This is a genomic window from Pseudoalteromonas sp. S558, from assembly GCF_005886635.1.
In the GTDB taxonomy this organism is placed as follows: Bacteria; Pseudomonadota; Gammaproteobacteria; order Enterobacterales; family Alteromonadaceae; genus Pseudoalteromonas; species Pseudoalteromonas aliena.
The window spans coordinates 1-22880 of the sequence record NZ_PNDU01000274.1 but is presented as its reverse complement, the minus strand read 5'-3'; the positions used below and the strand labels follow the sequence as shown (position 1 = coordinate 22880).

At 38.3% G+C, this 22880-nt stretch carries 26 protein-coding genes; 13 read left to right on the top strand and 13 right to left on the bottom strand.

The window, feature by feature from the left end:
• Positions 1-194: 194 nt before the first annotated feature.
• The 6 genes from CWB66_RS16785 to CWB66_RS16760 all read right to left on the bottom strand — a co-directional run bounded on the left by CWB66_RS16785 (position 195) and on the right by CWB66_RS16760 (position 4970).
• Positions 195-1751 carry an AbgT family transporter gene (locus CWB66_RS16785; RefSeq protein ID WP_138586260.1) on the bottom strand — a complete coding sequence of 519 codons (1557 nt, stop codon included), beginning with the start codon at positions 1749-1751 and terminating at the stop codon, positions 195-197.
• 145 nt (positions 1752-1896) lie between these two features.
• On the bottom strand, positions 1897-2172 hold the full coding sequence (locus tag CWB66_RS16780) for a YfcL family protein (RefSeq protein ID WP_077538508.1): 276 nt from the start codon (positions 2170-2172) through the stop codon (positions 1897-1899).
• Positions 2169-3332: an ATP-NAD kinase family protein gene (locus tag CWB66_RS16775; RefSeq protein ID WP_138586259.1), complete on the bottom strand. Its 1164-nt coding sequence runs from the start codon at positions 3330-3332 to the stop codon at positions 2169-2171. Before CWB66_RS16775 ends, CWB66_RS16780 begins: the two co-directional genes overlap by 4 nt.
• Complete coding sequence (locus CWB66_RS16770; protein WP_138586258.1) at positions 3322-3876, bottom strand: elongation factor P hydroxylase; 555 nt, start codon at positions 3874-3876, stop codon at positions 3322-3324. The genes CWB66_RS16775 and CWB66_RS16770 overlap by 11 nt, the downstream gene beginning before the upstream one ends.
• 224 nt (positions 3877-4100) lie before the next feature.
• Positions 4101-4460 carry a zinc-ribbon domain containing protein gene (locus CWB66_RS16765; protein ID WP_252371785.1) on the bottom strand — a complete coding sequence of 120 codons (360 nt, stop codon included), beginning with the start codon at positions 4458-4460 and terminating at the stop codon, positions 4101-4103.
• Between the two features lie 111 nt (positions 4461-4571).
• Entirely contained in the window at positions 4572-4970 is a 399-nt protein-coding gene (locus CWB66_RS16760; protein ID WP_138586257.1) for a DUF4112 domain-containing protein, read from the bottom strand.
• Between the two features lie 354 nt (positions 4971-5324).
• Between CWB66_RS16760 and CWB66_RS16755 the strand changes: the two genes are divergently transcribed.
• The 4 genes from CWB66_RS16755 (at position 5325) to CWB66_RS16740 (ending at position 8157) form a co-directional block, all read left to right on the top strand.
• Positions 5325-5876 (top strand): DUF6795 domain-containing protein, encoded by a 552-nt coding sequence (locus CWB66_RS16755; protein ID WP_252371784.1) that lies wholly within the window; start codon positions 5325-5327, stop codon positions 5874-5876.
• Positions 5873-6163, top strand: a complete 291-nt coding sequence (locus tag CWB66_RS16750) for a hypothetical protein (RefSeq protein ID WP_252371783.1) — start codon at positions 5873-5875, stop codon at positions 6161-6163. The genes CWB66_RS16755 and CWB66_RS16750 overlap by 4 nt, the downstream gene beginning before the upstream one ends.
• Before the next feature lie 301 nt (positions 6164-6464).
• Positions 6465-6989 carry a DUF6795 domain-containing protein gene (locus CWB66_RS16745; RefSeq protein ID WP_252371782.1) on the top strand — a complete coding sequence of 175 codons (525 nt, stop codon included), beginning with the start codon at positions 6465-6467 and terminating at the stop codon, positions 6987-6989.
• A 13-nt stretch (positions 6990-7002) separates the two neighbouring features.
• Positions 7003-8157 carry a lipase family protein gene (locus tag CWB66_RS16740; protein WP_138586254.1) on the top strand — a complete coding sequence of 385 codons (1155 nt, stop codon included), beginning with the start codon at positions 7003-7005 and terminating at the stop codon, positions 8155-8157.
• A gap of 87 nt (positions 8158-8244) precedes the next feature.
• On the opposite strand, the gene aroC is transcribed toward CWB66_RS16740, so the two are convergent.
• Positions 8245-9345: a chorismate synthase gene (gene aroC, locus CWB66_RS16735; RefSeq protein WP_138586253.1), complete on the bottom strand. Its 1101-nt coding sequence runs from the start codon at positions 9343-9345 to the stop codon at positions 8245-8247.
• A gap of 64 nt (positions 9346-9409) precedes the next feature.
• A complete protein-coding gene (prmB, locus tag CWB66_RS16730; RefSeq protein WP_138586252.1) occupies positions 9410-10345 on the bottom strand; it encodes a 50S ribosomal protein L3 N(5)-glutamine methyltransferase in 936 nt (311 codons plus the stop codon).
• Positions 10346-10497: 152 nt separating this feature from the next.
• On the opposite strand from prmB, the gene smrB reads away from it, so the two are divergent.
• The 7 genes from smrB (at position 10498) to CWB66_RS16695 (ending at position 15008) form a co-directional block, all read left to right on the top strand.
• The gene (gene smrB, locus CWB66_RS16725) at positions 10498-11055 is read left to right on the top strand and encodes an endonuclease SmrB (protein ID WP_138586251.1); all 558 of its coding nucleotides are present in this window, start codon (positions 10498-10500) and stop codon (positions 11053-11055) included.
• 26 nt (positions 11056-11081) lie between these two features.
• Positions 11082-12008 carry an AEC family transporter gene (locus tag CWB66_RS16720; RefSeq protein ID WP_138586250.1) on the top strand — a complete coding sequence of 309 codons (927 nt, stop codon included), beginning with the start codon at positions 11082-11084 and terminating at the stop codon, positions 12006-12008.
• Positions 12009-12325: 317 nt separating this feature from the next.
• On the top strand, positions 12326-12784 hold the full coding sequence (locus tag CWB66_RS16715) for a hypothetical protein (RefSeq protein WP_138586249.1): 459 nt from the start codon (positions 12326-12328) through the stop codon (positions 12782-12784).
• Positions 12785-12857: 73 nt separating this feature from the next.
• On the top strand, positions 12858-13460 hold the full coding sequence (locus tag CWB66_RS16710; protein WP_138586248.1) for a DUF2589 domain-containing protein: 603 nt from the start codon (positions 12858-12860) through the stop codon (positions 13458-13460).
• Positions 13461-13489: 29 nt separating this feature from the next.
• A complete protein-coding gene (locus CWB66_RS16705) occupies positions 13490-14149 on the top strand; it encodes a DUF2589 domain-containing protein (protein WP_138586247.1) in 660 nt (219 codons plus the stop codon).
• A 54-nt stretch (positions 14150-14203) separates the two neighbouring features.
• Positions 14204-14425 carry a hypothetical protein gene (locus tag CWB66_RS16700; protein WP_138586246.1) on the top strand — a complete coding sequence of 74 codons (222 nt, stop codon included), beginning with the start codon at positions 14204-14206 and terminating at the stop codon, positions 14423-14425.
• A gap of 232 nt (positions 14426-14657) precedes the next feature.
• Positions 14658-15008, top strand: a complete 351-nt coding sequence (locus tag CWB66_RS16695; RefSeq protein ID WP_138586245.1) for a hypothetical protein — start codon at positions 14658-14660, stop codon at positions 15006-15008.
• Positions 15009-15359: 351 nt separating this feature from the next.
• Here CWB66_RS16695 and CWB66_RS16690 read toward each other — a convergent pair whose 3' ends face one another.
• Genes CWB66_RS16690 through sixA form a run of 4 tightly spaced genes read right to left on the bottom strand, consistent with a single transcriptional unit; the run spans position 15360 to position 17420 of the window.
• The gene (locus tag CWB66_RS16690) at positions 15360-16097 is read right to left on the bottom strand and encodes an SDR family oxidoreductase (RefSeq protein ID WP_138586244.1); all 738 of its coding nucleotides are present in this window, start codon (positions 16095-16097) and stop codon (positions 15360-15362) included.
• Entirely contained in the window at positions 16087-16593 is a 507-nt protein-coding gene (locus CWB66_RS16685; RefSeq protein ID WP_171037529.1) for an ASCH domain-containing protein, read from the bottom strand. The genes CWB66_RS16690 and CWB66_RS16685 overlap by 11 nt, the downstream gene beginning before the upstream one ends.
• Entirely contained in the window at positions 16577-16927 is a 351-nt protein-coding gene (locus CWB66_RS16680; RefSeq protein ID WP_138586242.1) for a RidA family protein, read from the bottom strand. The genes CWB66_RS16685 and CWB66_RS16680 overlap by 17 nt, the downstream gene beginning before the upstream one ends.
• A 22-nt stretch (positions 16928-16949) precedes the next feature.
• Positions 16950-17420, bottom strand: a complete 471-nt coding sequence (gene sixA / locus CWB66_RS16675) for a phosphohistidine phosphatase SixA (RefSeq protein ID WP_138586241.1) — start codon at positions 17418-17420, stop codon at positions 16950-16952.
• Between the two features lie 192 nt (positions 17421-17612).
• On the opposite strand from sixA, the gene CWB66_RS16670 reads away from it, so the two are divergent.
• Positions 17613-20336, top strand: coding sequence for an insulinase family protein (locus tag CWB66_RS16670; RefSeq protein ID WP_138586240.1), 2724 nt, complete (start codon positions 17613-17615; stop codon positions 20334-20336).
• Between the two features lie 54 nt (positions 20337-20390).
• A complete protein-coding gene (locus CWB66_RS16665; RefSeq protein WP_138586239.1) occupies positions 20391-22649 on the top strand; it encodes a sensor domain-containing protein in 2259 nt (752 codons plus the stop codon).
• On the opposite strand, the gene CWB66_RS16660 is transcribed toward CWB66_RS16665, so the two are convergent.
• A complete protein-coding gene (locus tag CWB66_RS16660) occupies positions 22646-22840 on the bottom strand; it encodes a hypothetical protein (RefSeq protein ID WP_138586238.1) in 195 nt (64 codons plus the stop codon). The two genes, CWB66_RS16665 and CWB66_RS16660, sit on opposite strands and share 4 nt — an antisense overlap.
• Positions 22841-22880 lie beyond the last annotated feature (40 nt).

Below are 22880 nucleotides of genomic sequence, written 5' to 3'. Positions count from 1 at the left end.
TTCAATGAAGTAAATTTGAATCCAGAGAAAAAAGAAGAAGTGCGGGCGGCATAAAATTTAACTTGATGCGACAACTAACTTGAAAAACTCCGCTATATAGTGAGAGATTTAGAAAGGTAACTTATTTTTACATTACAGGGCTTTTATTTAAAAACCTCACTCAAGTGAGTGAGGTTCATAAATCAAAGTTTAGGTTAAGGCGCTACTGCCGGATACACATAGCTGGCATCAAGACCTAGTGGAATACCAAGTGCCCAGTAGCCTAGCAAGAAGATACTCCAGCCGATCATAAAGGCGATTGAATACGGTAGCATCAGCGCAATGAGCGTGCCTATGCCAGTGCCTTTGACATACTTTTGACAATACACAACAACAAGCGGAAAGTAAGGCATAAGTGGTGTAATGATATTAGAGCTTGAGTCTCCGACTCTGTAAGCCGCCTGCGTTAAATCTGGCGAGATCCCCAATTGCATCAGCATTGGCACAAATACGGGACCAAGTAATGCCCATTTAGCTGAGCTTGAGCCGACAAACAAGTTAACAAAGCCTGTTAAAAAGATGATACCTACTACAGTGACTGCACTCGGTAGCTCCATTGCTTTTAAAAGCTGTGCGCCTTCGATTGCCAGTAATGCACCTAAGTTTGATTTACTAAAAGCGGCAATAAATAACGAACAAAAGAACGCCATTACAATGTAATACGCCATACCGCTCATCGCTTTGCTCATAGCATCGATCATATCTTTGGTACTTTTGAATGTGCCGACTGTAAAGCCATATACAGCACCTGGGATCCAAAAGAGTAAAAAGATTAACGGAACAATTGATTGCATTAAAGGGGAGCTAAAATTAGTAAGCGATCCATCACTGCTACGCATTGCAGAATCTGCGGGGGCTGAGACAAATGCTAATAATGCAAGGCCTGCGATCATCACGCTACTTGCAATAAAAAAGGCGCGCTTTTCATCACTGCGTGCATCTTCAAATACAGGTAAGTCTTCTTCTGTGCCATCAACTTTTGTTTTTTGTAGGCGTGGTTCGATAATTTTATCGGTGATATACCAGCCTACTAATACGATAAATAAACTTGACGCTGAGGCAAATGCCCAGTTATTAAGCGGATTAATAGACATAGCAGGGTTAATAATTTGCGCTGCACTTTGCGTAAAGCTTTGCAGTAATGGATCAATTCCCGATGGAATAAAGTTAGCACCAAAACCACCACTTACACCCGCAAATGCCGCTGCAATACCTGCAAGTGGATGACGCCCTGCGGCATAGAAAATCACGCCCGCTAATGGGATAACCAATACATAACCTGCATCGGTTGCCGTGTGACTAACAATGGCCACTAAAATGATCGAAGGCGTTAATAACTTTTTAGGTGTTACTTTTAACATCAGTTTTAAGCCGGTATTAATAAAGCCAGAATGTTCGGCAACGCCCACACCAAGCATAGCCACTAACACTACGCCTAAAGGAGCAAACCCTGTAAAGGTTTTTACCATTGATGATAAAAAGGTCGCTAATGAGTCACTTGCTAGCATGTTATTAATTATAATGGCTTCGCCTGTACGGGGATCAATTGCGTCAAAACTTACGCCTGAAAACCACCACGATAAAAACCAGATCAATAACATAGCAAATAAAAATATAATTGCCGGGTCTGGAAGCTTATTCCCTATTCTTTCAACAAAATTTAAAAAACGCGCGACTAGCCCCGAAGGTAAGGCGTCCTGATTATTATTCATATTTGATTACTCATTAAAATTTATTTTAACAACAGTATCGCATTAAAACGCAACAGTAAATTAACATAACAATCTATTTTAGGGCCTTTAAAAGCAAAAAACACGACAGCGCTGAGCTAATCGTGTTTTTCTTTTATCGGTTTTGTTAAGCGAGTGCTTTTACTTCTTCCCACAAGCGTACAACTAATGCCTTGTCTTCCTCGTTAAGCTCACCATTGCGATACGCTTTAACTAAGCTTTGCTCTACAGTTTCGTTTAGCTCATCAATACTAATTGTGAGTTTTTCTACTTCGGCATAGCCTACAGCAAGATCAAAGTGGCCTCGTAAATAACCGCCTGCAAATAACTCATCGTCGGTTGCTTTTATTACTAAGTCATCGAAGTACTGCTGAGCTGCATCGATATAGTTCACTAAACTCATTTATTAATCTCCTGGTTTTGCAAAGCATCCATTTCTTCAAGATGTTGGTGCCCTACTGCATACATAATATGATCGTTAAATCCGGTGGTTACTTTTATATAACCCGTTAATGTGTCATCAAGTTCGCCGTCGCCCGTATCGCAAATAAGCGGACGCCCATTTAGCGCCTGTAGTTTTGTTTTTGTTGCGACTACAATAATATTTTCTTTGCCTATTGCGCGTATAAGCGCAGGGCTCAATTGCTGATTACCACGGCCGAATATATGCCCTTGCCCGCCAATGAGCGTAATAACTAACTTAGTACTTTGCTGGTGAGTATATTGCAGTAATTGCGCAGCCGTTAAATCTTGGGCAACTAAGGTTTGATCTTTAATTAAATCCACGCCAAGCAACGTATTCTCAAGTCCCATTTCCTCCATTATCGCCTCAACCGTTGAGCCGCTACCCATAATGTAAAATGTGTCTTCATCCATTTGTGATACAACATGCGCAGCAATGTCGGCAAGCACGAGCTCGTCGGTTTCTTTACCGCCATTTTTAACCGCTTGCATATAACGTACTTCACTTGGGGTTTGCATTTCGCCGTAGCGCTTTGCTTTTACTGTGCCTTGTCTAAAGGCATCTTCATCGATATCCATTACATCGGCATCAGCTAAAGTAACTAACTCACCTTTAACCAGCATTTCGACTACGCGCCCTGCAGCTTTTGGTGTAATAGCGTACACACCAGAGTGGATTTTGCAGCCTGCGGGAATGCCAAGTACAGGCACAGTGTCTTCTATTGCATGGCAAATATTACGTGCTGTACCGTCACCTCCGGCAAATAAAACTAAATCAACACCACAGTCTTTAAGTACTTTTACTGCTTGTTCTGTGTCATCTGGGGTTGTTATTGCAGAAGTGTTGTACACAACCTCTGCATTAAAGCCTAAGGCTTTGGCTGCTTTCTCACCCATGTCACCGTTAACAGTGTAAATAGTCAGGCGCTCTTTATAAGGTAATAGCACTTCAAGCGCTGCTTTTGTGCGGCTATTGGCTTTTGGCTCTGCGCCTAGCTCAATAGCTCTGGCAGCAGTTTGTGCGCCATCACTGCCTTTTAAAGCAACCGTGCCACCTAAACCCGCGACTGGATTTACAATTAAGCCTAATTTAAACGCCATTACAAAGCTCCTTTGGGTGTTGCCAATTAAATTGCTGTGCAGTTAATGGCCACGGTGTGTTGTAAAAATGAGAGAGCGCTTTTAAAAGTGACTCGGTACGAGAGTTAAAACCGTTTTTAATCAAGGTAAGCACTCGTTGATGCACGCGCTGCTGAAAATCAAACCGACACGTTTGTTCGCCGTTTAAGTTATCTACCGACACATTAAAATTAAACCCTGCTGCGGTACTTAATAACCACTCGATGGCTTGGGGCTTTACTTCAACGTTTTCAAAATCAGCTTGTTGTTGTTTATCACGCCCATCGGGGCAATACCAATAGCCGTAATCCTCTGATAAACGCCGTTCATTACCCGCCACCAGCCAGTGTGCAATTTCATGCAATGCACTGGCGTAAAAACCATGGGCAAATACGACTTGGTGATAGAGCACATAATCTGTTGCCGGTAAATACACAGGCTCGCTGTCGCCTTTTATCAACCGAGTATTATAAGTTTGATAAAAAGTGCGTTCAAAAATTGAAATTAGATCAGCTATTTGATGCATAAAATTAGGCTAACTCGTCTCGGTTACAGCGCTACATAGCGCACTAAAAACGAGACGAATTGTACGGGCTTTTACAACTAAAGTAAAAATAAGGCGTGATAGTAAAATATGAGTAGGCTAACCATTCACTTTATTGATATTTTTAATAATACCTAAACAGTAAAGAGTCTTTGCAAGCGCTTTATGCTCTGTTTTTTCACTGACAGTTTTATTGGCTGCATTTGCTAACATATCGTATCGTATCGTTTACGAAGAGTAAGTATATATCTGGCATGCTTACGGCATCCAAAACAATGAGTACAGTGCGAATCGACCCAAAACCCAAGTACCTCAAACCAATACTGCTGCTCTTGAGCAAAAAAAATAAATGCCCTAGAGCAAGCCCCGCACTGCACCTCAATATCAACATAGAGTGTTCGGGGGTAAATGGCATAATTTTGCTTTTCTATATCTGCCAATATTACCGTATTAGGAAAATATTTAAGGTTTGAGTAATGCCAGTGTGCTCGCTCAATCGCTTCTACCGTCATTGAAATATTGGTAACTATGGGCTTATTACCATACCTAGGGTGATCAAGGTACATACATTTACCTGTTATAAGTTAATAGCTTACATTTTTAAAAGCGAACTAAATAAAAGTAAGCCAATGCGAAATATACGATACATAATTGTTATCTATAAGTAATTTATACACTTAAATAACTGAGCTTTCATTACCGTGCGCTTTTAACTGCTTAGCTATATGCTTTTTCAATAAATGTGTGTTTCGTGTATTTGCTTTAAACATGGCATCAAAAATATCTCCAAAAAATGGCACTAAACCGCCCACAAAGTCTATAAGCATATTGATAATCATTTTTGTCTTTATACGTTTACTCACACCTAAACGCTGCGCTTCTATAAGCACATAGCTTGATAAAATTAGCCCTGCGGCATCACCTATAACAGGGATTAAGCCAATCACAGCTTCCAAACCTATATTAAATTTAGTAAAAGGAATGCCAATGCTGCTATCTGTAAAGTGAGAAAACTTTTCTAAACGTTTAATAGCTGCTTCATAATGTACTACTGAAGGTTGATTGTTTATTCGCATAATAACTGTCTTGTCATTTTTAAAGTTAATGCTAATCATTGTAAGGTAATGTATGGTCTGACTAATTAAATAGTTCAATAAATAAAACCTCAACAGTATTAGCACTTGAAAAAGTTATACTATACACATAAAAGTTCAGTTTAAGACCTAGTACAAAATAACCTTAAGATTAATTCACCACTCCGTGAAAATAGGTATTCTCTACTTAACATGTATATTCTTGTCGGTTAAAATTCAGAAAATTACGCAAGGATTACCTATGAGTAAATCAAGTTTGAGCTTCAACCTCGACTCGTGATCTTGTTTATTATTGCATGTGTCATTATTTTCCCAGCCATTAGTCAAGGAGAAGATATGTTTAGCTGGTTCAGAAAGAAAAAAGAAGTATTTTTAAGCCCTGAAGTCAATGGTATTGTTACAGACAATGGCACACCAGTTGCCAACTTAAAAATCATTCGCTCATTAATCTACATAGATGAAAAAGTCCGCAGAGATATAGCAACTACCGATGAAGATGGGCGCTTTCATTTTCCTAAAAAAACGATTTTTTCCTTAATACCAAATAAGCTAATAGTTGAAAACCGTATTTCCCAAGAAATTTTTATCCGAAATGATGATAATAAAATTGAGCTCTGGAGTGCTAATCAGTCTGGTATTAAAGAAATACCTGAATATACCAACAAATTAGCATTCATAAATTGCGAAATAACAAATAAATTAGTCAGGTTTGAGTTCAGAAATTACAATAATGAGCATTTAAATAGAATAGCCTCCAGTATTTGTAGATGGGAAGATGACTATATACCAACACATATCATAGAGAACGGAGAGATAAAGTACAAAATACATGATGGAGATTTCAATAAGATTACAGAGCTTTTTACAGGGAAGGAGGTTGAGTTATGAATAATAAGTTGTCAACCAACACAGCTGCGAGCGTTGCGGCAAGAGTATATGATATAAAAAAAAGTAACAGTTATAAAAGAGAGTTTGACATAGATTTTATTGAAAACTTTAAGATCACCAACAACCAAATTAAAGGTGTTAGTGGTGGCTTAATCAATCAACTGCTAAACCGTACGACAGGTTTCGCTTTGACTGCAGAAGGTGCATCACAACAATTTAAAGGCCACCATATTATTGGTATACGTAGTACCGTAATACTTCCTGTGCTGATTGGTTCAAAGATCTAAAAGAAAACCGTAAAAACTTAGAAGTACACTCAGGATTTAATAAACTTTTACTAGCCTGAAGTTCAGCTAATTTTTTGTTCAAGCCAAAAGACTAAATCATATCTAACTCTTATTTTTAAATAATATTAAAATGTTACAGGTTTCTGAACACTACACTTTACACAGCTTTTAATCTCAATTAGTATTTAGTAAAAATATGCAAGGATTGCTTATGAATATATCTAGCTATAGCCCTCGATTCATTATCTTATTTATTCTTGTTTGTCTTATTATTTTCCCAGCCATTAGCCAAGGAGAAGATATGTTTAGCTGGTTCAGAAAGAAAAAAGAAGTATTTTTAAGCCCTGAAGTCAATGGTGTAGTTACAGAAAATGGCGCACCTGTTGTCAACTTAGAAGTAATTCGCTCATTAATCTACATAGATGAAAAAGTCCACCGAGATACTGCAAACACAGATCAAAATGGACGTTTTCACTTTCCCAAAAAAACGATTCTTTCCTCAATACCAAATAAGCTAATAGTTGAAAACCGTGTTTCCCAAGAAATCTTTATTGAAAATAATAGCGCCTTAATCCCCCTTTGGATTGCAACTCAGTCAGGTATTGATGAAGTCCCTGAGTATAGTAAAAAACTATTACTTTTAAATTGTGAAATAACCAATCCTCACGTTGTATTTGAGTTTAGAAATCAAAAAAATATACACCGTAACTATGTAGCACAAAGTATTTGCCGATGGGAAGAAGACTTTTTACCTTATAAACTTTTAAAAGACGGTAAAGAGTACCAGATAAATAACTACGACTTAACAGATTTAACTGAAAGATAAAAGGAAGATTGACATGGAAGAAGTCCAAGCAATATTACCCCCAAATATAGCTGCCACTATAGCAGCTAGAGTTTATGATATAAGAACCTCTACGTCATTTAAAGAAGAATTAGGACAACGTTTTGACAGTGATTTTAAAATCACCAACAACCAAATTAAAGGTGTTAGTGGTGGCTTAATCAATCAACTGCTAAACCGCACGACAGGTTTTGCTTTAACAGCAGAAGGTGCATCACAACAATTTAAAGGCCACCATATTATTGGTATACGTGGCACCGTTTTTACCTCCTGCGCCGACTGGCTAACAAACCTAAATGTAGCCATTACCCACGGCCCTAAAAATTTAGAAGTGCATTCTGGCTTTGAAAAAGCTTTTACCAGCATGAAGCCGATGTTTGAAAGTTATGTCAAGCAGCATAAACCTAAGTGTTTGCACCTTGTTGGTCATAGCTTAGGTGGTGCTATAGCACAGCTCACTGCAATTTGGGCAAGTGAGCAAGGTATTCCCACTAATTTATATACGTTTGGTGCGCCGAGGGTTGTATTAAACCAGTTTGTTCATTCTGCAGCGTACAATATAGGCCAGTACCGCGTAACGCACGGCGCAGATCCGGTACCCTGCGTACCAGCTTGGCCATTTAGTCATACTTCAAGCGAATATCAGACAGCGATGAATGAAGGATCTTTTTTTAGTATTGGTGCACACTCTATGGAAGAAAATACACCAGGTTATGTTAATACTGTGGCTGCTTATAAAGACTACGCAAGCATGGAAAGCTCAATAAAGCCTCTTCACTACAATCACACGGTGTTAAAGTATGAGCAGCGCTTTAATGTTACGTTTTCAGCTGCCTGCCAACGAATAATTACCAATGGCTTAATTACCTTTTTAAAGAAAACAGGACAATACGCCTTTATCTCTGCGCAGGCAGGTGTAGCTGTTGGGTTAACTTTTTATGATATTTTAGCCCGCTGCCTATTTGAATCAGTGGTTAAATTTGTAGAGCTTACAGAGGAGTTAAAGGGATTAATTGGGCATATGCTCGCGTTTGTTGGTAAAGCGACATATGAAGTCAAAGAGCTTACAGCTCAATTTATCCGTTGGGTATTAGGTTTAATGGTCAAAAAGCTATACTTGGTGGCAAAACATGCCATTGACCGTATTTAAGCTTATTGTTAAATTTTCTCCAATCAAAAACGCGACAAAATCAGAGCCGCGTTTTGAGTTTTATATTTCTTACTAAATCAAACCAAGTTAATCAATCGAACCTTTAATTGGCCCATGTTCGTGGTTTACATGTGGGTTTTGACCGCGTTGACGCAGTAAATGGTCCATTAATGTAATAGCCATCATGGCCTCAGCAATCGGGATTGCACGAATGCCCACACACGGATCATGACGACCTTTGGTGATCATCTCTACCGCTTCGTTGCTCGTATTAATACTGTTGCCAGGAATAGTAATGCTCGAGGTTGGTTTAAGCGCAATAGAAGCAATAATATCTTGCCCTGTCGAAATCCCCGCAAGTACACCACCGGCGTGGTTTGATGTAAAACCTTCAGGGGTTAACTCATCACGATGCTCAGAGCCTTTTTGCTCAACCACATCAAAGCCATCACCAATTTCCACGCCTTTAACTGCGTTAATACTCATTAAGGAGTGTGCAAGTTCGGCGTCAAGGCGGTCAAATACGGGCTCACCTAGACCTACCGGTACGTTGCTTGCCACTACTTTTACTTTAGCGCCAACTGAGTCACCTTGCTTTTTAAGGTCGCGCATATATTCGTCAAGCGCTTCAAGCTTACTTGCATCAGGGAAGAAGAATAAGTTATTTTCAACTTCATCCCAATCAAACGTTTCAGCCTTAATAGGACCTAGCTGGCTTAAGCATGCTTTAACTTCAATACCATGAAATTGCTTTAAATATTTTTTAGCGATAGCCCCTGCTGCGACTCGGATTGCGGTTTCGCGTGCAGATGAACGCCCACCACCGCGATAGTCGCGCAAGCCGTACTTATGCCAATACGTGTAATCGCCATGACCTGGGCGAAATACATCTTTAATTTTGCCGTAATCTTGCGAACGTTGATCGGTGTTTTCAATTAATAAACCAATGCTAGTACCTGTGGTTTTACCTTCAAAAACGCCTGCTAATATTTTTATTTGATCGCTTTCACGGCGCTGCGTTGTATAACGGCTTTGGCCTGGTTTTCGGCGATCTAAATCAATTTGTAAGTCGGCCTCTGTGATTTCAAGACCTGCGGGAGTACCATCAACAACGCCGCCTAATGCAACGCCGTGGCTCTCACCAAAGGTGGACACTTTAAATAACTGTCCAATGCTATTACCTGCCATTAACTTTCCTCATTCCTAATGACTACCAATAGCCAAGCACAGGGCTTGGCTATTCATTTTTTACTTATTTTACAAAATACTCATCTAGCTGCTTTTTACTAATTACAAATACACCTAAGCCGCCTTGTTCGAATTCAATCCATTCGAACGGCGCATCCGGATACAGTGCGTCCATATGTACCATAGAGTTACCAACCTCTACAAATAACAAACCGTTATCAGTTAGATGCTCACTCGCTTCGCTTAATATAGTACGCGTTACGTCTAAACCATCGTGGCCTGATGCAAGGCCAAGCTCTGGCTCATGATGAAACTCGCGTGGCAAGTCAGCCATATCTTCTGCATCAACATACGGAGGGTTTGCCACTATTAGATCGTATTTTTGACCTGGTACACCGCTAAATACATCAGACTGAATAGGTAACACGCGCTCAGTTAACATGTAGTCGTTAATGTTAATGTCTGTTACTTCAAGCGCTTCATACGATATATCTACCGCATCAACTTGTGCTTGCTCAAAGGCTTGTGCAAGTGCGATTGCGATACAACCCGAACCCGTACATAAATCTAATATACGGTTAACCGATTGTGGTTCTTCAAGCCAAGGTGTAAAGCGGTTACTGATAAGTTCAGCAAACGGTGAGCGAGGAATAAGTACACGCTCATCTACATAAAATGGCATACCTGCAAACCATGCAATGTTTGTTAAGTAAGGTACTGGTGTGCAGTCGTTAATACGTTCTGCGATAAGGCCCGCAAGTCGGTTTTTTTCTGTACTTGTTAAACGTGCATGCATTAATTCTTTTGGCGCATCAACGGGCAAGCTAAGCGCAGGCAGTAATAAGCTTACAGCTTCATCCCATGCGTTATCTGTGCCGTGACCAAAAAATATACTACTACTTGCAAATTGGCTTGTAGTCCAACGTAACCAGTCATGTAAAGTTGACAGTTCTGCAACGGCTTCTTCGAGTGTTGCTTCTTCTATTTGTAAATCGCTCATATATTTTACCTGTATTAGCTTACTGACTGTTTTGAGTCTTTAAGACGATTGCATTGCCTATCTGCGCTGGGCAAATTACAATTGCCCCTCATTTAAGTATTGTACCGCCTTTTGCGCTGCGTTTTTACGTTTTTTTGTTTAGGTAAAAAGTTATGAAAAAAGACATTCCATCCCATTCGTCCCTAAGCAATGACGACATAAGCTTATTTCGTCAAACGATCACAGGCGCTAAAGTATTTAAACAAGATACTCATCGTTTTGATACAAAACCTAAGGTGTCACAAGCTAAGCAATTTGCCCAGCAAAAAAAGCAGGCTCAGTCTGAATTTTTTTTCTCAGACGTTTATATTCCCGATATAGATACCCACGGCACGGTCAAATATGTAAAACCAGGCCAAGATACCTTCCTAGCTAAACAGCTTCGCCGTGGTGACTTTGCGCCCGATTTGACCCTAGATTTACATGGTTTAAATAAAGAACTTGCTAAAGATGAACTCGCAGGGCTCATTCACGAGTGCAAAAAGCAGCATTACTATTGTGCATGTGTAGTGCATGGTATTGGCGGCGGCGTACTAAAGCACAAAGTGCCTCAGTATTTAGTACAACACCCCGATGTAATAGCCATGCATCAAGCCCCCCTTGAATATGGCGGCAGAGGCGCTGTACTTATTTTAATTAATTTACCGCAAAGTGATGAATTTAGACGTTAATTTATCTATGACTAAGGCGTAACTGCGTGCACATTTTATCGATTATTTTTCCGCTCATCTTTATTGTTGTACTGGGTTATAGCTGTTGCCGATTAAAGTTTTTTGAACAGCAGCATATTGCTGGCCTGAGTAAATTTACGTTTTACGTTAGTTTGCCCGCTTTTTTACTGCTAAATATGTCGCAAATTAATTTACAACAAAGTATTAGCCTCTTTGCATTTTTAAGTTTTTATATTCCAGTACTGAGTATATTTGGTGTTGGCATTTTAATTGATCGCTTCTATTTAAATAAAAAACACAAAAAAAACTATCAACAACATGGTGTATTTGGGCTTGCCTCAAGCTACTCAAACATGGTGTTAGTGGGTATCCCTATTGTTATTGCATCGTTTGGTAAAGAAATGATAGCCATCGCGTTTATGATCATCACTTTTCATAGCACATTGTTGTTTGCACTTACGTTTTTAATTGGCGCTAAAGGCAGCAGCAAATTTTCGCGGTCAAAATTTGCTAAAAACATGGTATTAAACCCTATTGTATTGAGTATTAGTTGTGGGCTTATTTTAAATATAGTGGGGATCACTTTATTTGAAGATGTCGCTAATAGCCTTACGTTATTAGCGTCGCCTGCGATTGCTTGTGCGCTATTTGTACTTGGTGCAAATTTAGCATTTTATAAAGTAGCGGCAAACTGGCAACCGGCCCTCATTGCATCAATCTTAAAAATAGTCCTATTACCAGCATTGGTGCTATTGGTGGGCACTTATGTATTTAAGCTAGACACGCAAATACTTAATGTATTGGTACTTTTAAGTGCATCGCCTGTTGGCGTAAATGCTTACCTTATTGCGAGTCAAATAAAACAACATGAAGCCACACTTGCTGGCGCTGTTGTACTGTCGACTATTTTAAGTGTTGCTAGTTTTACATTTTGGCTGGCTATATTATTGTAATCGAAAATAAAACCATGTTTTCCTCTTTTAAAAATGGGTTAAAGCGACTTAACCATCATTCCAAATTTATAACTTGAACGGGATAAAATATAATAATTTTTCCTTATCAGCTTCACACAAAAGTACCCATAACAAAAACAAAAACAAAAACAAAAACAAAAAAGAATCAATTGAAATAAAAACGTTTACAAAATGTTAATTTCATATGAACCATTCTTATGTCCTTATTAACTCCTAAAAACTACAAATAAAGAAACCCATACAAAACTTCAAAGGTTACGCCTTTGAAGTGTATACCTTCAGTGGAGCCGCAAAGGATGCATTACGAAATTTTTGGCGCAATTTATACAAACAAAATAAATCATATGAATGAGTTATATATTTTCTATGAAGAATACAAAGTTGAAGTACTTGCTAGGCTGCCCTTTTTTTTATCTGAACTAGTAGAGCCATACACTGCTAATGAGTTCTACGATTTTATAGAGAAGCATGGTGGGAAAAAAATTTACTTAGGTAAGCATAAGTCAAAATTAGAAATAAGTTTAGAGATAAATTTAACTGAATCTCATTACTGCAGACTTTGCTCTCTTGCTGATTCGTCTGGTTATATTGAAATTCCTAATAGGTGGGGCATCTTTAGCTTGCTTAGAAAAATAGCGTATGAAAATTCAATAAAAAACGGCATGGCAAACGATGAGCTAATCAGGGTGTTTGGTATTAGTCAGCGCACAATATCGACAGCAAGAAAAAAGATGGCCATTTCAAAACAATCATAAGATCAGCTCTTATTAACTTATCTCCTTTTAATACCTATAACTGACGTAACAAAGTCACTACGGGATATTAAAGATGATTAAATTTAGATCGCTTATACATGAACTTCATTCAAGCATTAAGCAAGCCGCTAATGAGGTTGAAGCTCAAGGTATAAAACACATTAATAAATTTTTTGAGATTGTAGAAATACCCACTGAAAATGTAACAGACCTTGATGATGAGTCAATTCAAAAAGTTAAAACATTTATCGATAGTGATGATACAGAAGCAGCGCTTAGCATTCTCAAAAACCACAATGAAAAATTAGCTTCTAATAATCAAGTTCGGCGTGTGCTCAAACCTAAAACAATGCAAATGGCCTTCCCTGATAAAGACCATAATGGGCCTAAGATCAGCTATGTTGATGTACCAATTATAACGCTAACACCAATCAGCTCACAAAAAATACAAGAGGTTAGCATTAAAGCAAACTTAGAAGTTACTGCTAACGACCAAAATGAATTATTTGTCGCATTTCCAAAACAAGCTCAAGGAGGCATTTTTTCTAAATCGCAAGAAAGAAACACCTCTAATGTGGAAATCGAAATAAAACTTCAAGGAGGTGAAACTCCTGAAGGCCTTCAAAAACTTATTGAAGGTTACGAGCGTTCACTTAGAGCGCAAATCCCTGGATAGAAAACTAACATTAGAAAAAGGATACTATAATGGAAAATTCACTAGTAAGCATGGCTCAACAATTTTCTGGTCTACCAATGAAGTCTTTAATTGGTGCTCCTTTAAATGCAGCAGCTGATGCCAATGCAAACATGGCAATTACGCAAACGCAGTTTTTATTAGAAACTTGTTTTCAACCAATCGATGATAAAGATAAGGAAGGAGGTGTACGTAGACCTATTATGGTCAAGCTTGAAATTACTCGCCCTGTTATTAATCAAGATACAGGTGAGCCATCAACTCCTGCAACTTCGACTTTAAATTTACCCATTTTGACTATTTTACCTCTAAACTCACTTGCCGTTAAAAATGTTGATGTTAATTTTGAAATGGAAGTGAAAAGCTCTTATTCACACGACACTGAAAAATCAAATAGTGATAGTACAGAGACTAGCGGTAGCTTTGAAGCTGGTTTCAGCTATATGGGATTTTCTGCCAAAGTGGAAGGCTCGGTTAAATCAACTAGTCAGTCATCGTCCTCTGATAAAGAGCACTATGAAAAGTCAAATTCAGCTAAATACACCGTAGCAGTTAATGCTGGGCAGTTACCACTTCCTGAAGGGGTAACAACAATAATCCAAGCGTATACGGCAGCTATTCAGCCTATAATGATCAAAAATCCTAAAAATGAGGATACAAAACCTGGATAACAACTTATAAGCGCCTTTTAATAAAGGCGCTATTTAAAACATGTAGGAACTACGATGAATTTAACAAATACCATTAACTGTCCTCACTGTCAGCATTCTAAAATTATTATTAGTATTGAAGCCTTATGTGCAGGAGAAAAGTTTTGCTGCCAATTATGTAATACTGTAATTAGCTTAGCGGCAGAAGACAGAGTGCAAGTAAAATCCGCCAGTGAAAAATTACAATCTAGCTCTGCAATAGGAAGCTGTAATAGCGATTATGCTAAGTTTAGTTAATGTTGAGCGCATTATTATATGGGTTATTTTAACCCTCCACATTTACATACAACCAAGCCTTAGAGTTGATTTCAATAGTGAAATCAACTTTCAATATCTTTATTTAACACCTCTGCAATACACTACATAAACTATTTTAAAAACAAAATCATATGAACCATTCTTATGCCTAAAATTGTTTGTTTTTGCTATTTTTACTTAGCAACTTAATGCAACAACAAAGGTGAAAAATATGAAAACCATTAATATAAAATTGATTAAACTCATTGTATGCTCATTAAGCTTATTATCACTTAGTAGCTACGCGGAATGTATAGTCAGTAAAAATGCCATTTTCCCTCAAAAGCAAGGTAGTATCGCTTTCTGGCAACAGTTAATCCGAGATTCGGATGATAACACGCTTGCTATATTCTGGGATCAGGGTAATTGCTTTATCTCAAAAGGCCCTCACTATGGTGGGACAGCGCCAGCTAAGGGCGATGGCTCTACATTGCATATAACTGTGCAAGATAGCTTTAGAACATGCCATGTGTTTAATCAAAAAGACAGTGCGCTAAAAACGCTAACGACTTGTCGCCCATAGTCCTGCTAAAAAACAAACTCAAATAGAATAGGTAGTCTCAAAGATAGTTTTGGCATCTAATTGAAGAAAATTCGTATACCTAAACTTTTCTTTGAGAGTACTTTAGAAGTACAACGGGGTAATGACTATGACAAAATTTTTCTTATTCACATACTGATTAAAATATTAATGCTTATTTTTTAAACAAGTTTATTCCTATAAAATGGGGTCATGAAAATAGTATTAAATAAATAGCCAATACCGCATATAAATACCTAATATGCGTGTCTTAAAAATTCTTTCTAAGAACGATATCAACCTGAAAAAACAGCTCTAACACTGTCTCTTACTTACGTAATTAAATAAGAGACACTATGAACCACCAGCTACATCAATAAAACTACCGGTGGTAAATGAAGCTGCACTAGAGGCCAAAAAATAAATTGCCGACGCGACCTCTTCCGGCTTTCCACCTCGACCTAGTGGTAACCCATGTTTTAACCTGTCAACTCTATTAGGCTCACCGCCGTCACTATGCATATCGGTATAAATTAGTCCTGGACGGACACAGTTAACACGAATATTTCGCGCTGCAAGTTCTTTGGCAAGGCCTATTGTAAATGTATCTATCGCCCCTTTTGAAGCAGCGTAATCAATATACTCATGAGGGGAACCTGTTTTAGCAGCCCCAGAGGACACATTCACAATACTGCCCCCTGCAAGCATCAATTTAACAGCCTCACGGCTACATAAAAAAGCACTCGTAATATTGGTGGTCAACACTGTGTTTATTCGCTCTGCACTCATTTTTAACAAAGGCATTTGTGGTTTTAAAATACCGGCATTATTAACAAGTACATCCAGCTTTCCAAATATGCTATATAGCTTTTTAAACATTGCGACCACTTCAGAGTCTTGCGAAACATTTGCCTGTATTATCTCTACGCAAACACCATAGTTTGATGCTTGCTGTGCGACTTGTTTTGCGCTTTGGTGGTCGACATTGTAATTAATACAGATATCGTAACCATTACGTGCAAAATGAATTGCTGTTGCAGCACCAATTCCCCTGCTTGCCCCTGTTATTAAAGCTACTGGGTTATTTTTCATTCGTTGCTCTTGTTTGAAGTGGATGCGCGGCTGTAAATATTAATTTAAACCGTTCACACACTAAAGGCATTGTTTTATTACACTGAAATGGAGTGTCTGCAAGCTCACGCTGATAATAGGCCCAATGTACTTTATTCCAATAAGCAAGGCTCTTATCACCCTCCCCCTCTAAAGCGGCATACGCCGCTGTAATTTCATTATAAGGAGTAATAGTGACATCTGTGGTTTCAATTATACCCAGAGGCTTTCCTTGCCAATTAGTGAAAATATTTAAATCACCGACTTGAGGTAACGCTTCATTATTGTGTTCAAACCAATAAAGTGACGACGTAGTGGCCGTTTTCACTTTTTGTAAAACAAGTTGTGCGCAGTCGTTTGCATCTATTTCGTTATCACAAAAATACCAAGCAGGAAGTGAACTTATAGCCTGAGCAGTTTCTTTATTAAAATCACTGATCAACAATGCTATTTCTGTTTGATTATTTAAGGGCTGCAACAACTGAAACCTCAACAAGTAAAGCATCTCGTGCCATTTTAGCTTCAACACAGGCACGTGCAGGGGCATACCCTTGTGGTACCCATGTATCCCATACCGCGTTCATATCAGCAAAGTAATCCATACTTTTCACATAAATGGTCGCGCTTAACATATGCTTTTTTGAGCTACCCGCTTCATCAAGTAAAGCCTCAACTTTATCGAGCATAGTTTTGGTCTGCTCTTTTATACCTTTTGTAGCGTCGGCACATACCTGCCCACACAAGTAAACTGTGCCATTATGTTTTACAATGCGGCTCATTCGCGCACCCGTTTCAAGGCGATCAATCATCATTTACTACTCTATATTATTAGATTTATACATTTTCAGGGGCGTTTATACTTATATATTGGCTACGTTGAGTTTGCTCATCGTAGTGAATTACAGCAACGGCTCCTGTATTAAAAATAGGCATGTCACCTGAGCTTAATTGATCAACTAAATAACTTACAATAGGCATATGCGCAACGACAAGCCATGTGTTGCATTGAGGATGTGCAGCAATCAGAGTTTCCAAATAATCAGCAGCAATTTGGGGTTTGCCTTCGGGTACTAAATCACTTGTTGTTTCACTAAATTCAAATGTGTTATTTTTTGCTACATTTTGTGCTGTTTGCTGTGCCCGAGTGTAAGGACTAACTAACAAAGCATCCGGTTGATGAACTTTGCTGAGCCACAAGCCCATTTTTTCCGCCTCTGTATGCCCTAATTGAGTTAAATTTCTGGCTGCATCGTCAGCCTGCATCGGTGTTGCTTCGCCGTGGCGCATTATTAAGATTGTTTTCATAAAAAATCAACCGATTAAAGAATATAAAACAGTAGCCAGCCTGCCCATTTGTTCGCTATATTAACAACATAAAGCTATTTATTTCTAAAGTAGTTCTTTCATGATATTCAGGTCAATCTTTTAGCATTATTTCGCTACCCTGAAGCTATCATCTGTTGTTAACAAGTAAACGTTTCGTTTCAGGAGCATCATTTGAATATCAGTCGCAATGATAACAGAGCATACCGTGCCTTTACACTGGACAATGGTCTAAAAGTACTCTTAGTGCAAGATAAAGATTCAACTAAAGCCGCTGCATCTATGGCTGTTAATGCTGGCCACTTTGATGACCCTGTTGATAGGCAAGGCCTTGCACACTTTTTAGAACATATGGTTTTTTTAGGCACCGATCAATTTCCTGAATCAGGTAGTTTTAATAACTTTGTGTCTCAGGCTGGTGGAAACACAAATGCATGGACTGGAACGGAACACACTTGCTATTTTTTTGATATAAACAATCAAGAATTTAAACGTGCACTGCAGCAATTTAGTCGCTTTTTTATTGCTCCATTACTCAACCCTGCAGAAACAGAAAAAGAACGTAATGCGATTGAAGCCGAATTTAAATTAAAAATAAAGGATGATGGTCGCCGCATTTACCAAGCGCACAAAGAAACAGTAAACCCTGCTCACCCCTTTGCTAAATTTTCAGTCGGTAATTTACAAACACTTGCAGATAGAGAACGCTGTATAAGTGATGAACTACGTGATTTTTTTAATACTTTTTATCAAGCACAGTGGATGACCTTAGTTATTTGCGCCAACGAAGAACTCGATACGCTGCAAGACTGGACTAACACGTATTTCAATCAAGTAAATGGTCATAAAAATCTTAAAAAGCCAGCTATCAATGAGCCGCTATATCGTAAGCAAGACATAGGTAAAATACTCCATATTGAGCCGCACAAGCACATGCAAAAATTGATTGTCAGTTTTGCGATGCCAAACATTGATGATTTTTATCGTCATAAAACGGTGAGCTTTATTGCCCATTTACTAGGCTATGAAGGAGCAGGATCGCTTTACTCTATTTTAAAAGAGCAAGGCTGGATAAATGCACTTTCTGCCGGAGGGGGGATTAACGGCAGTAACTTCAAAGACTTTAATATTAGCATGGCGCTAACTGACGAAGGCATTGAGTACTTTGAAGACATTATTGAAGTGGTCTTTGAGTATATTTGCTTAATAAATACCAATACAGATAAGTTACCTCGCCTTTATCAAGATAAAAAAAACCTATTACAAATAGCTTTCGATAACCAAGAAAAGTCTCGCTTGATTGACTGGGTCAGTAATTTAAGTATTAACATGCAGCATTACGACGAATGTAACTATGTTCAAGGTGACTATTTAATGGAAGGCTTTAAAAGAGCGACCCATGAAATGGCCATGCAATGGTTAACGCCAAATAATATGCGTGTTGTTCTAATACACCCTGACGTGGAGCCTGAGCATAAAACAGCGTGGTATAACACACCTTATAAAGTAGAAAAAGTATCATCCAGCTGGCTCGACGCGCTCAGTGATATAAATGAACCCCTTAATGAAATGCTATTACCGACCGCAAATCCTTACTTAACCAAAGAAGTGGTATTGTTTGATATTGAAAAACCACAAACTCAGCCAAAATTGCTTGTGAAAGAGACCGGTTTTGACTTTTGGTTTAAGCAAGACAATACATTTAGAGTCGCTAAAGGTCATTTCTATTTAGCGATGGATTCCGACTTTGCAGTTAAAGACGTAAAGCACATGGCACTGACTCGCTTATTTACTGATTTATTTATGGATAGCGTAGGCGAGCAGTTTTATCCAGCAGAACTTGCTGGACTTAGTTACCACCTAACCTCGCATCAAGGTGGATTAACCCTTCACACTGCCGGCCTTTCTTCTAGCCAGTTAGAATTAGTCGATCAACTCATTGATGCCCTTTTTAATGTCGAAATTTGTGCAAAGCGCTTCGCTGAATATAAAAAACAACTAGTTAGGCATTGGCGTAACAGTAACCAAAACAAGCCTGTTAGTGAGTTATTTAGCATTTTAGGTGCCAAAGTAATGCCTTGGAATCCACAACCAGGAGACCTTGCATCTGCATTAAAAAATACAAGTTTTCAGCAATTTAAGGAGTTTAGGCGGGACTTTTTTAAAGCGCTTCATGTTGAGTCATTTTTACACGGTAATTGGCAGCAAGACGATGCTATTGCATTTCAGAAAAAAGTCGCTGCCCACTTAAAAAATGCTACAACCATTGATGATTTAAGACGCCCACTATTTGAAATCAAAAAAGTGACGCGTTACGAGCTAGAACTACCATGTAACGACCATGCAATGGTTATTTATTATCAGGCCCAAACAAGTAGCGTAACGGAAAAAATAAAGATGATGGCACTCAATCATCTAATAAACCAAGACTACTTTAACGAACTGCGCACCACACAGCAGTTAGGCTATTTAGTAGGTGCGGGTTATGCTCCTTTCAATACCAGAGCTGGAATTGCCTTTTATGTACAATCACCAACGTTTGATACCAAGACACTTATCCACAGGCATAATTGTTTTATTAGTCAATACTTAAACACTATTGATAAAATTGATGAACATATTTGGCAGCAACAAAAACATGGTTTAACAACCCATATTGCTGAAAAAGATAAGAATTTACGCCTACGTTCGCAGCGCCTTTGGCTTGCTATAGGCAATAGAGATCATGAGTTTAATATGCAACAGAAGCTACTGAAGGCATTAAATGCTCTCACCCTTGAAGACATAAAAGAATATGCTGTTCAACTTTTTGATGAAGATAGGCCAAGGTATGAACTTTTAAGTTCTGCAAAGGTGAGTAAATCACAAAATATGCCAATTTATTCTCATTCTCTTTGACTATTGGTCAAGCTTGATTTAAGTTATCGTTTGTAAATTATAAGTAATAAAAAAATGATAAAAACAATAACTATAAGACTCAGTTTGTCACTTGTATTACTTGCTTACTCATTTGAGCTTTGTGCCTTCGAGTCATCATTTAATTACAATTCAGATACAATACTATTTTTAGCAAGCGCAATTATTGCGTTTGCTTTGCCCTATTTACTGTTTAATATTTTTAAGCTCAGACGTTCGCGTCAAGAGCTTTGTCTCTCGCAAAAACGCCTAAAAAGCACGGTAGAAGGCAGTGGCGATACGCTATGGGATTGGAATATAAAAACGGGTGAAGTTATCCGTATTAATGATAAATATTTGATGAATTCAACCACATTACTTGGATTCCCCCCAAATAAAAGCCTAATTCATCCCCTTGATGTTGCCAATGTTGAACTTCTCCTTAAAAAGCATTTTGCTGAACAAACCGTTTTTTTTGAAGCAACGTACCGCATTAAAGATACTTTTGGTCGTTGGCACTGGGTACTCGATCGTGGCAAAATAATCGAAAAAGACGCCAACCTATCTCCACTTAGAATGACTGGCACTGTTCGCGATATATCACAGTTAAAGTCGACTGAGGAGCGTTTAAATTTATTTGCTAAATGTGTAGAGTCACTAACCGATGCATTAGCAATTTATGACAAAAATTTTAAGTTAGTTGATATTAACCCTAGCTTTTTAACGCTTTTTGGTGGCCAGCGTGAGCAATACCTTGAAAAAGATTTTAACTTACCTGGGTATGAGCAAAGCTATATCAATAACATTATTGAAATTGTCCGCGAAACCGATCATATTCAACAAGAAGTTAAATTGCGCAATAGTGAGCGTGTTTTACTTCCTATTGAGATTTCAATTGATGAAATTAAAAACGATCAAAATCAAATCACTAATTACGTTGTTGTTTATTCAGATTTAACTGAGCGTAAAAAAGCAGAGTCGCAGCTGCATAACTTATCAAACAGAGACCGCACTACCAGCCTACCTAATCGCAACTTATTTTTTACTGATTTACACAAGCTGGTTAAGCTACATTCGCACCATGCGTTATTAGTATTTGATTTAGATAACTTTAAAAAAATAAATGATTCGTTAGGCCATCAATTAGGTGACAGTTTACTTGCAAAGCTGGCTATGCGTTTAAATAAGCTAACCCGTGAGAATGATGTATTTTATCGTTTAGGCGGTGATGAATTTGCCTTAGTTATGTCGGACACTAACGATATTCATATGATCACGCGTATGGCCAAGCAATTTTTAGCCGCCATTGCGACACCGTTTAAAATGGCAGGCCACGAACTTGTTATCACTTCAAGTGTCGGTATTGTGCTGTTCCCCGAAGATGGGAATACGCCTGAGTTATTATTAAAAAATGCTGACACTGCTATGTATCATGCGAAAAAGAAAGGTAATAGCTATTTATTTTTTAACGATACGATGAACCGCCAAGCAGTTAAACGTCTGCAAATAGAAAACTTAATGCGTTTTGGTTTAAAAGAAGATCATTTTGAGGTGTATTATCAACCAAAAATGAATATCCGGACCGGTAAGCTAACGGGCATGGAAGCATTAGTACGTTTTATTACTCCCAAAAAAGGGATTATTAGTCCTGGTGTGTTTATACCGATTGCAGAAGAAACAGGACAAATAATAGAAATAGGTGAAGTCGTATTAAATAAAGCCTGTAGAGACGTTAAAGAATGGCTCGATAGCGGTTTATTTAACGGCAGAGTTGCCGTTAATTTATCTGCAAAACAATTTAGCTTACCGGACTTAACATCGCGTATTGATGTTATTTTACAAAAAAACGAATTACCTTCATACTTTTTAGAGCTTGAAATAACCGAAGGTACGGTAATGGATGATCCTAAAGAAGCAATTTCCATTATGCGTTCGTTAAGTGCACGCGGTATTCATTTAGCAATGGACGACTTTGGCACAGGCTATTCATCGTTAGCGTATTTAAAACAATTTCCACTTAACACGCTCAAAGTTGATAAAGCATTTATAGATGATATGAAAAATGAGCGTGGCCGAAATATGGTCGACTCAATAGTAACTATTGCGCATAACCTTGATTTACATGTTGTTGCTGAAGGTGTTGAACAAGCCGATCAAATAGAAATACTTAAAACCCTAAACTGCGAAACAGTCCAAGGGTTTTATTACTCTAAACCTTTATCAAAAGCTGAATTTACTGCGTTTTTAAAACAACAACAAAGTAAAGCAGCGCCAAGCTTAATTAGAGAAGAAAAAGTCGTAGCGGCAATAAGTTAAGAGTTCCAAATACATGCATTTTGACCTGTATGGCGGATCAGCGCCCGCCGATAGTGCAGATTAAATAAACACCATGCAGCAGGCCCCAATAAACCGCCTAAAAATACCCAGCGCTTTACTGGCATGCCTTTTTTAATCGCTTCTAAATACATAACGGCTATAAATACGCAGCTTAAAAAAACAAAAAACAAACCTACTCCTAATACCAACCTGCTTATATATGGGGCCTAT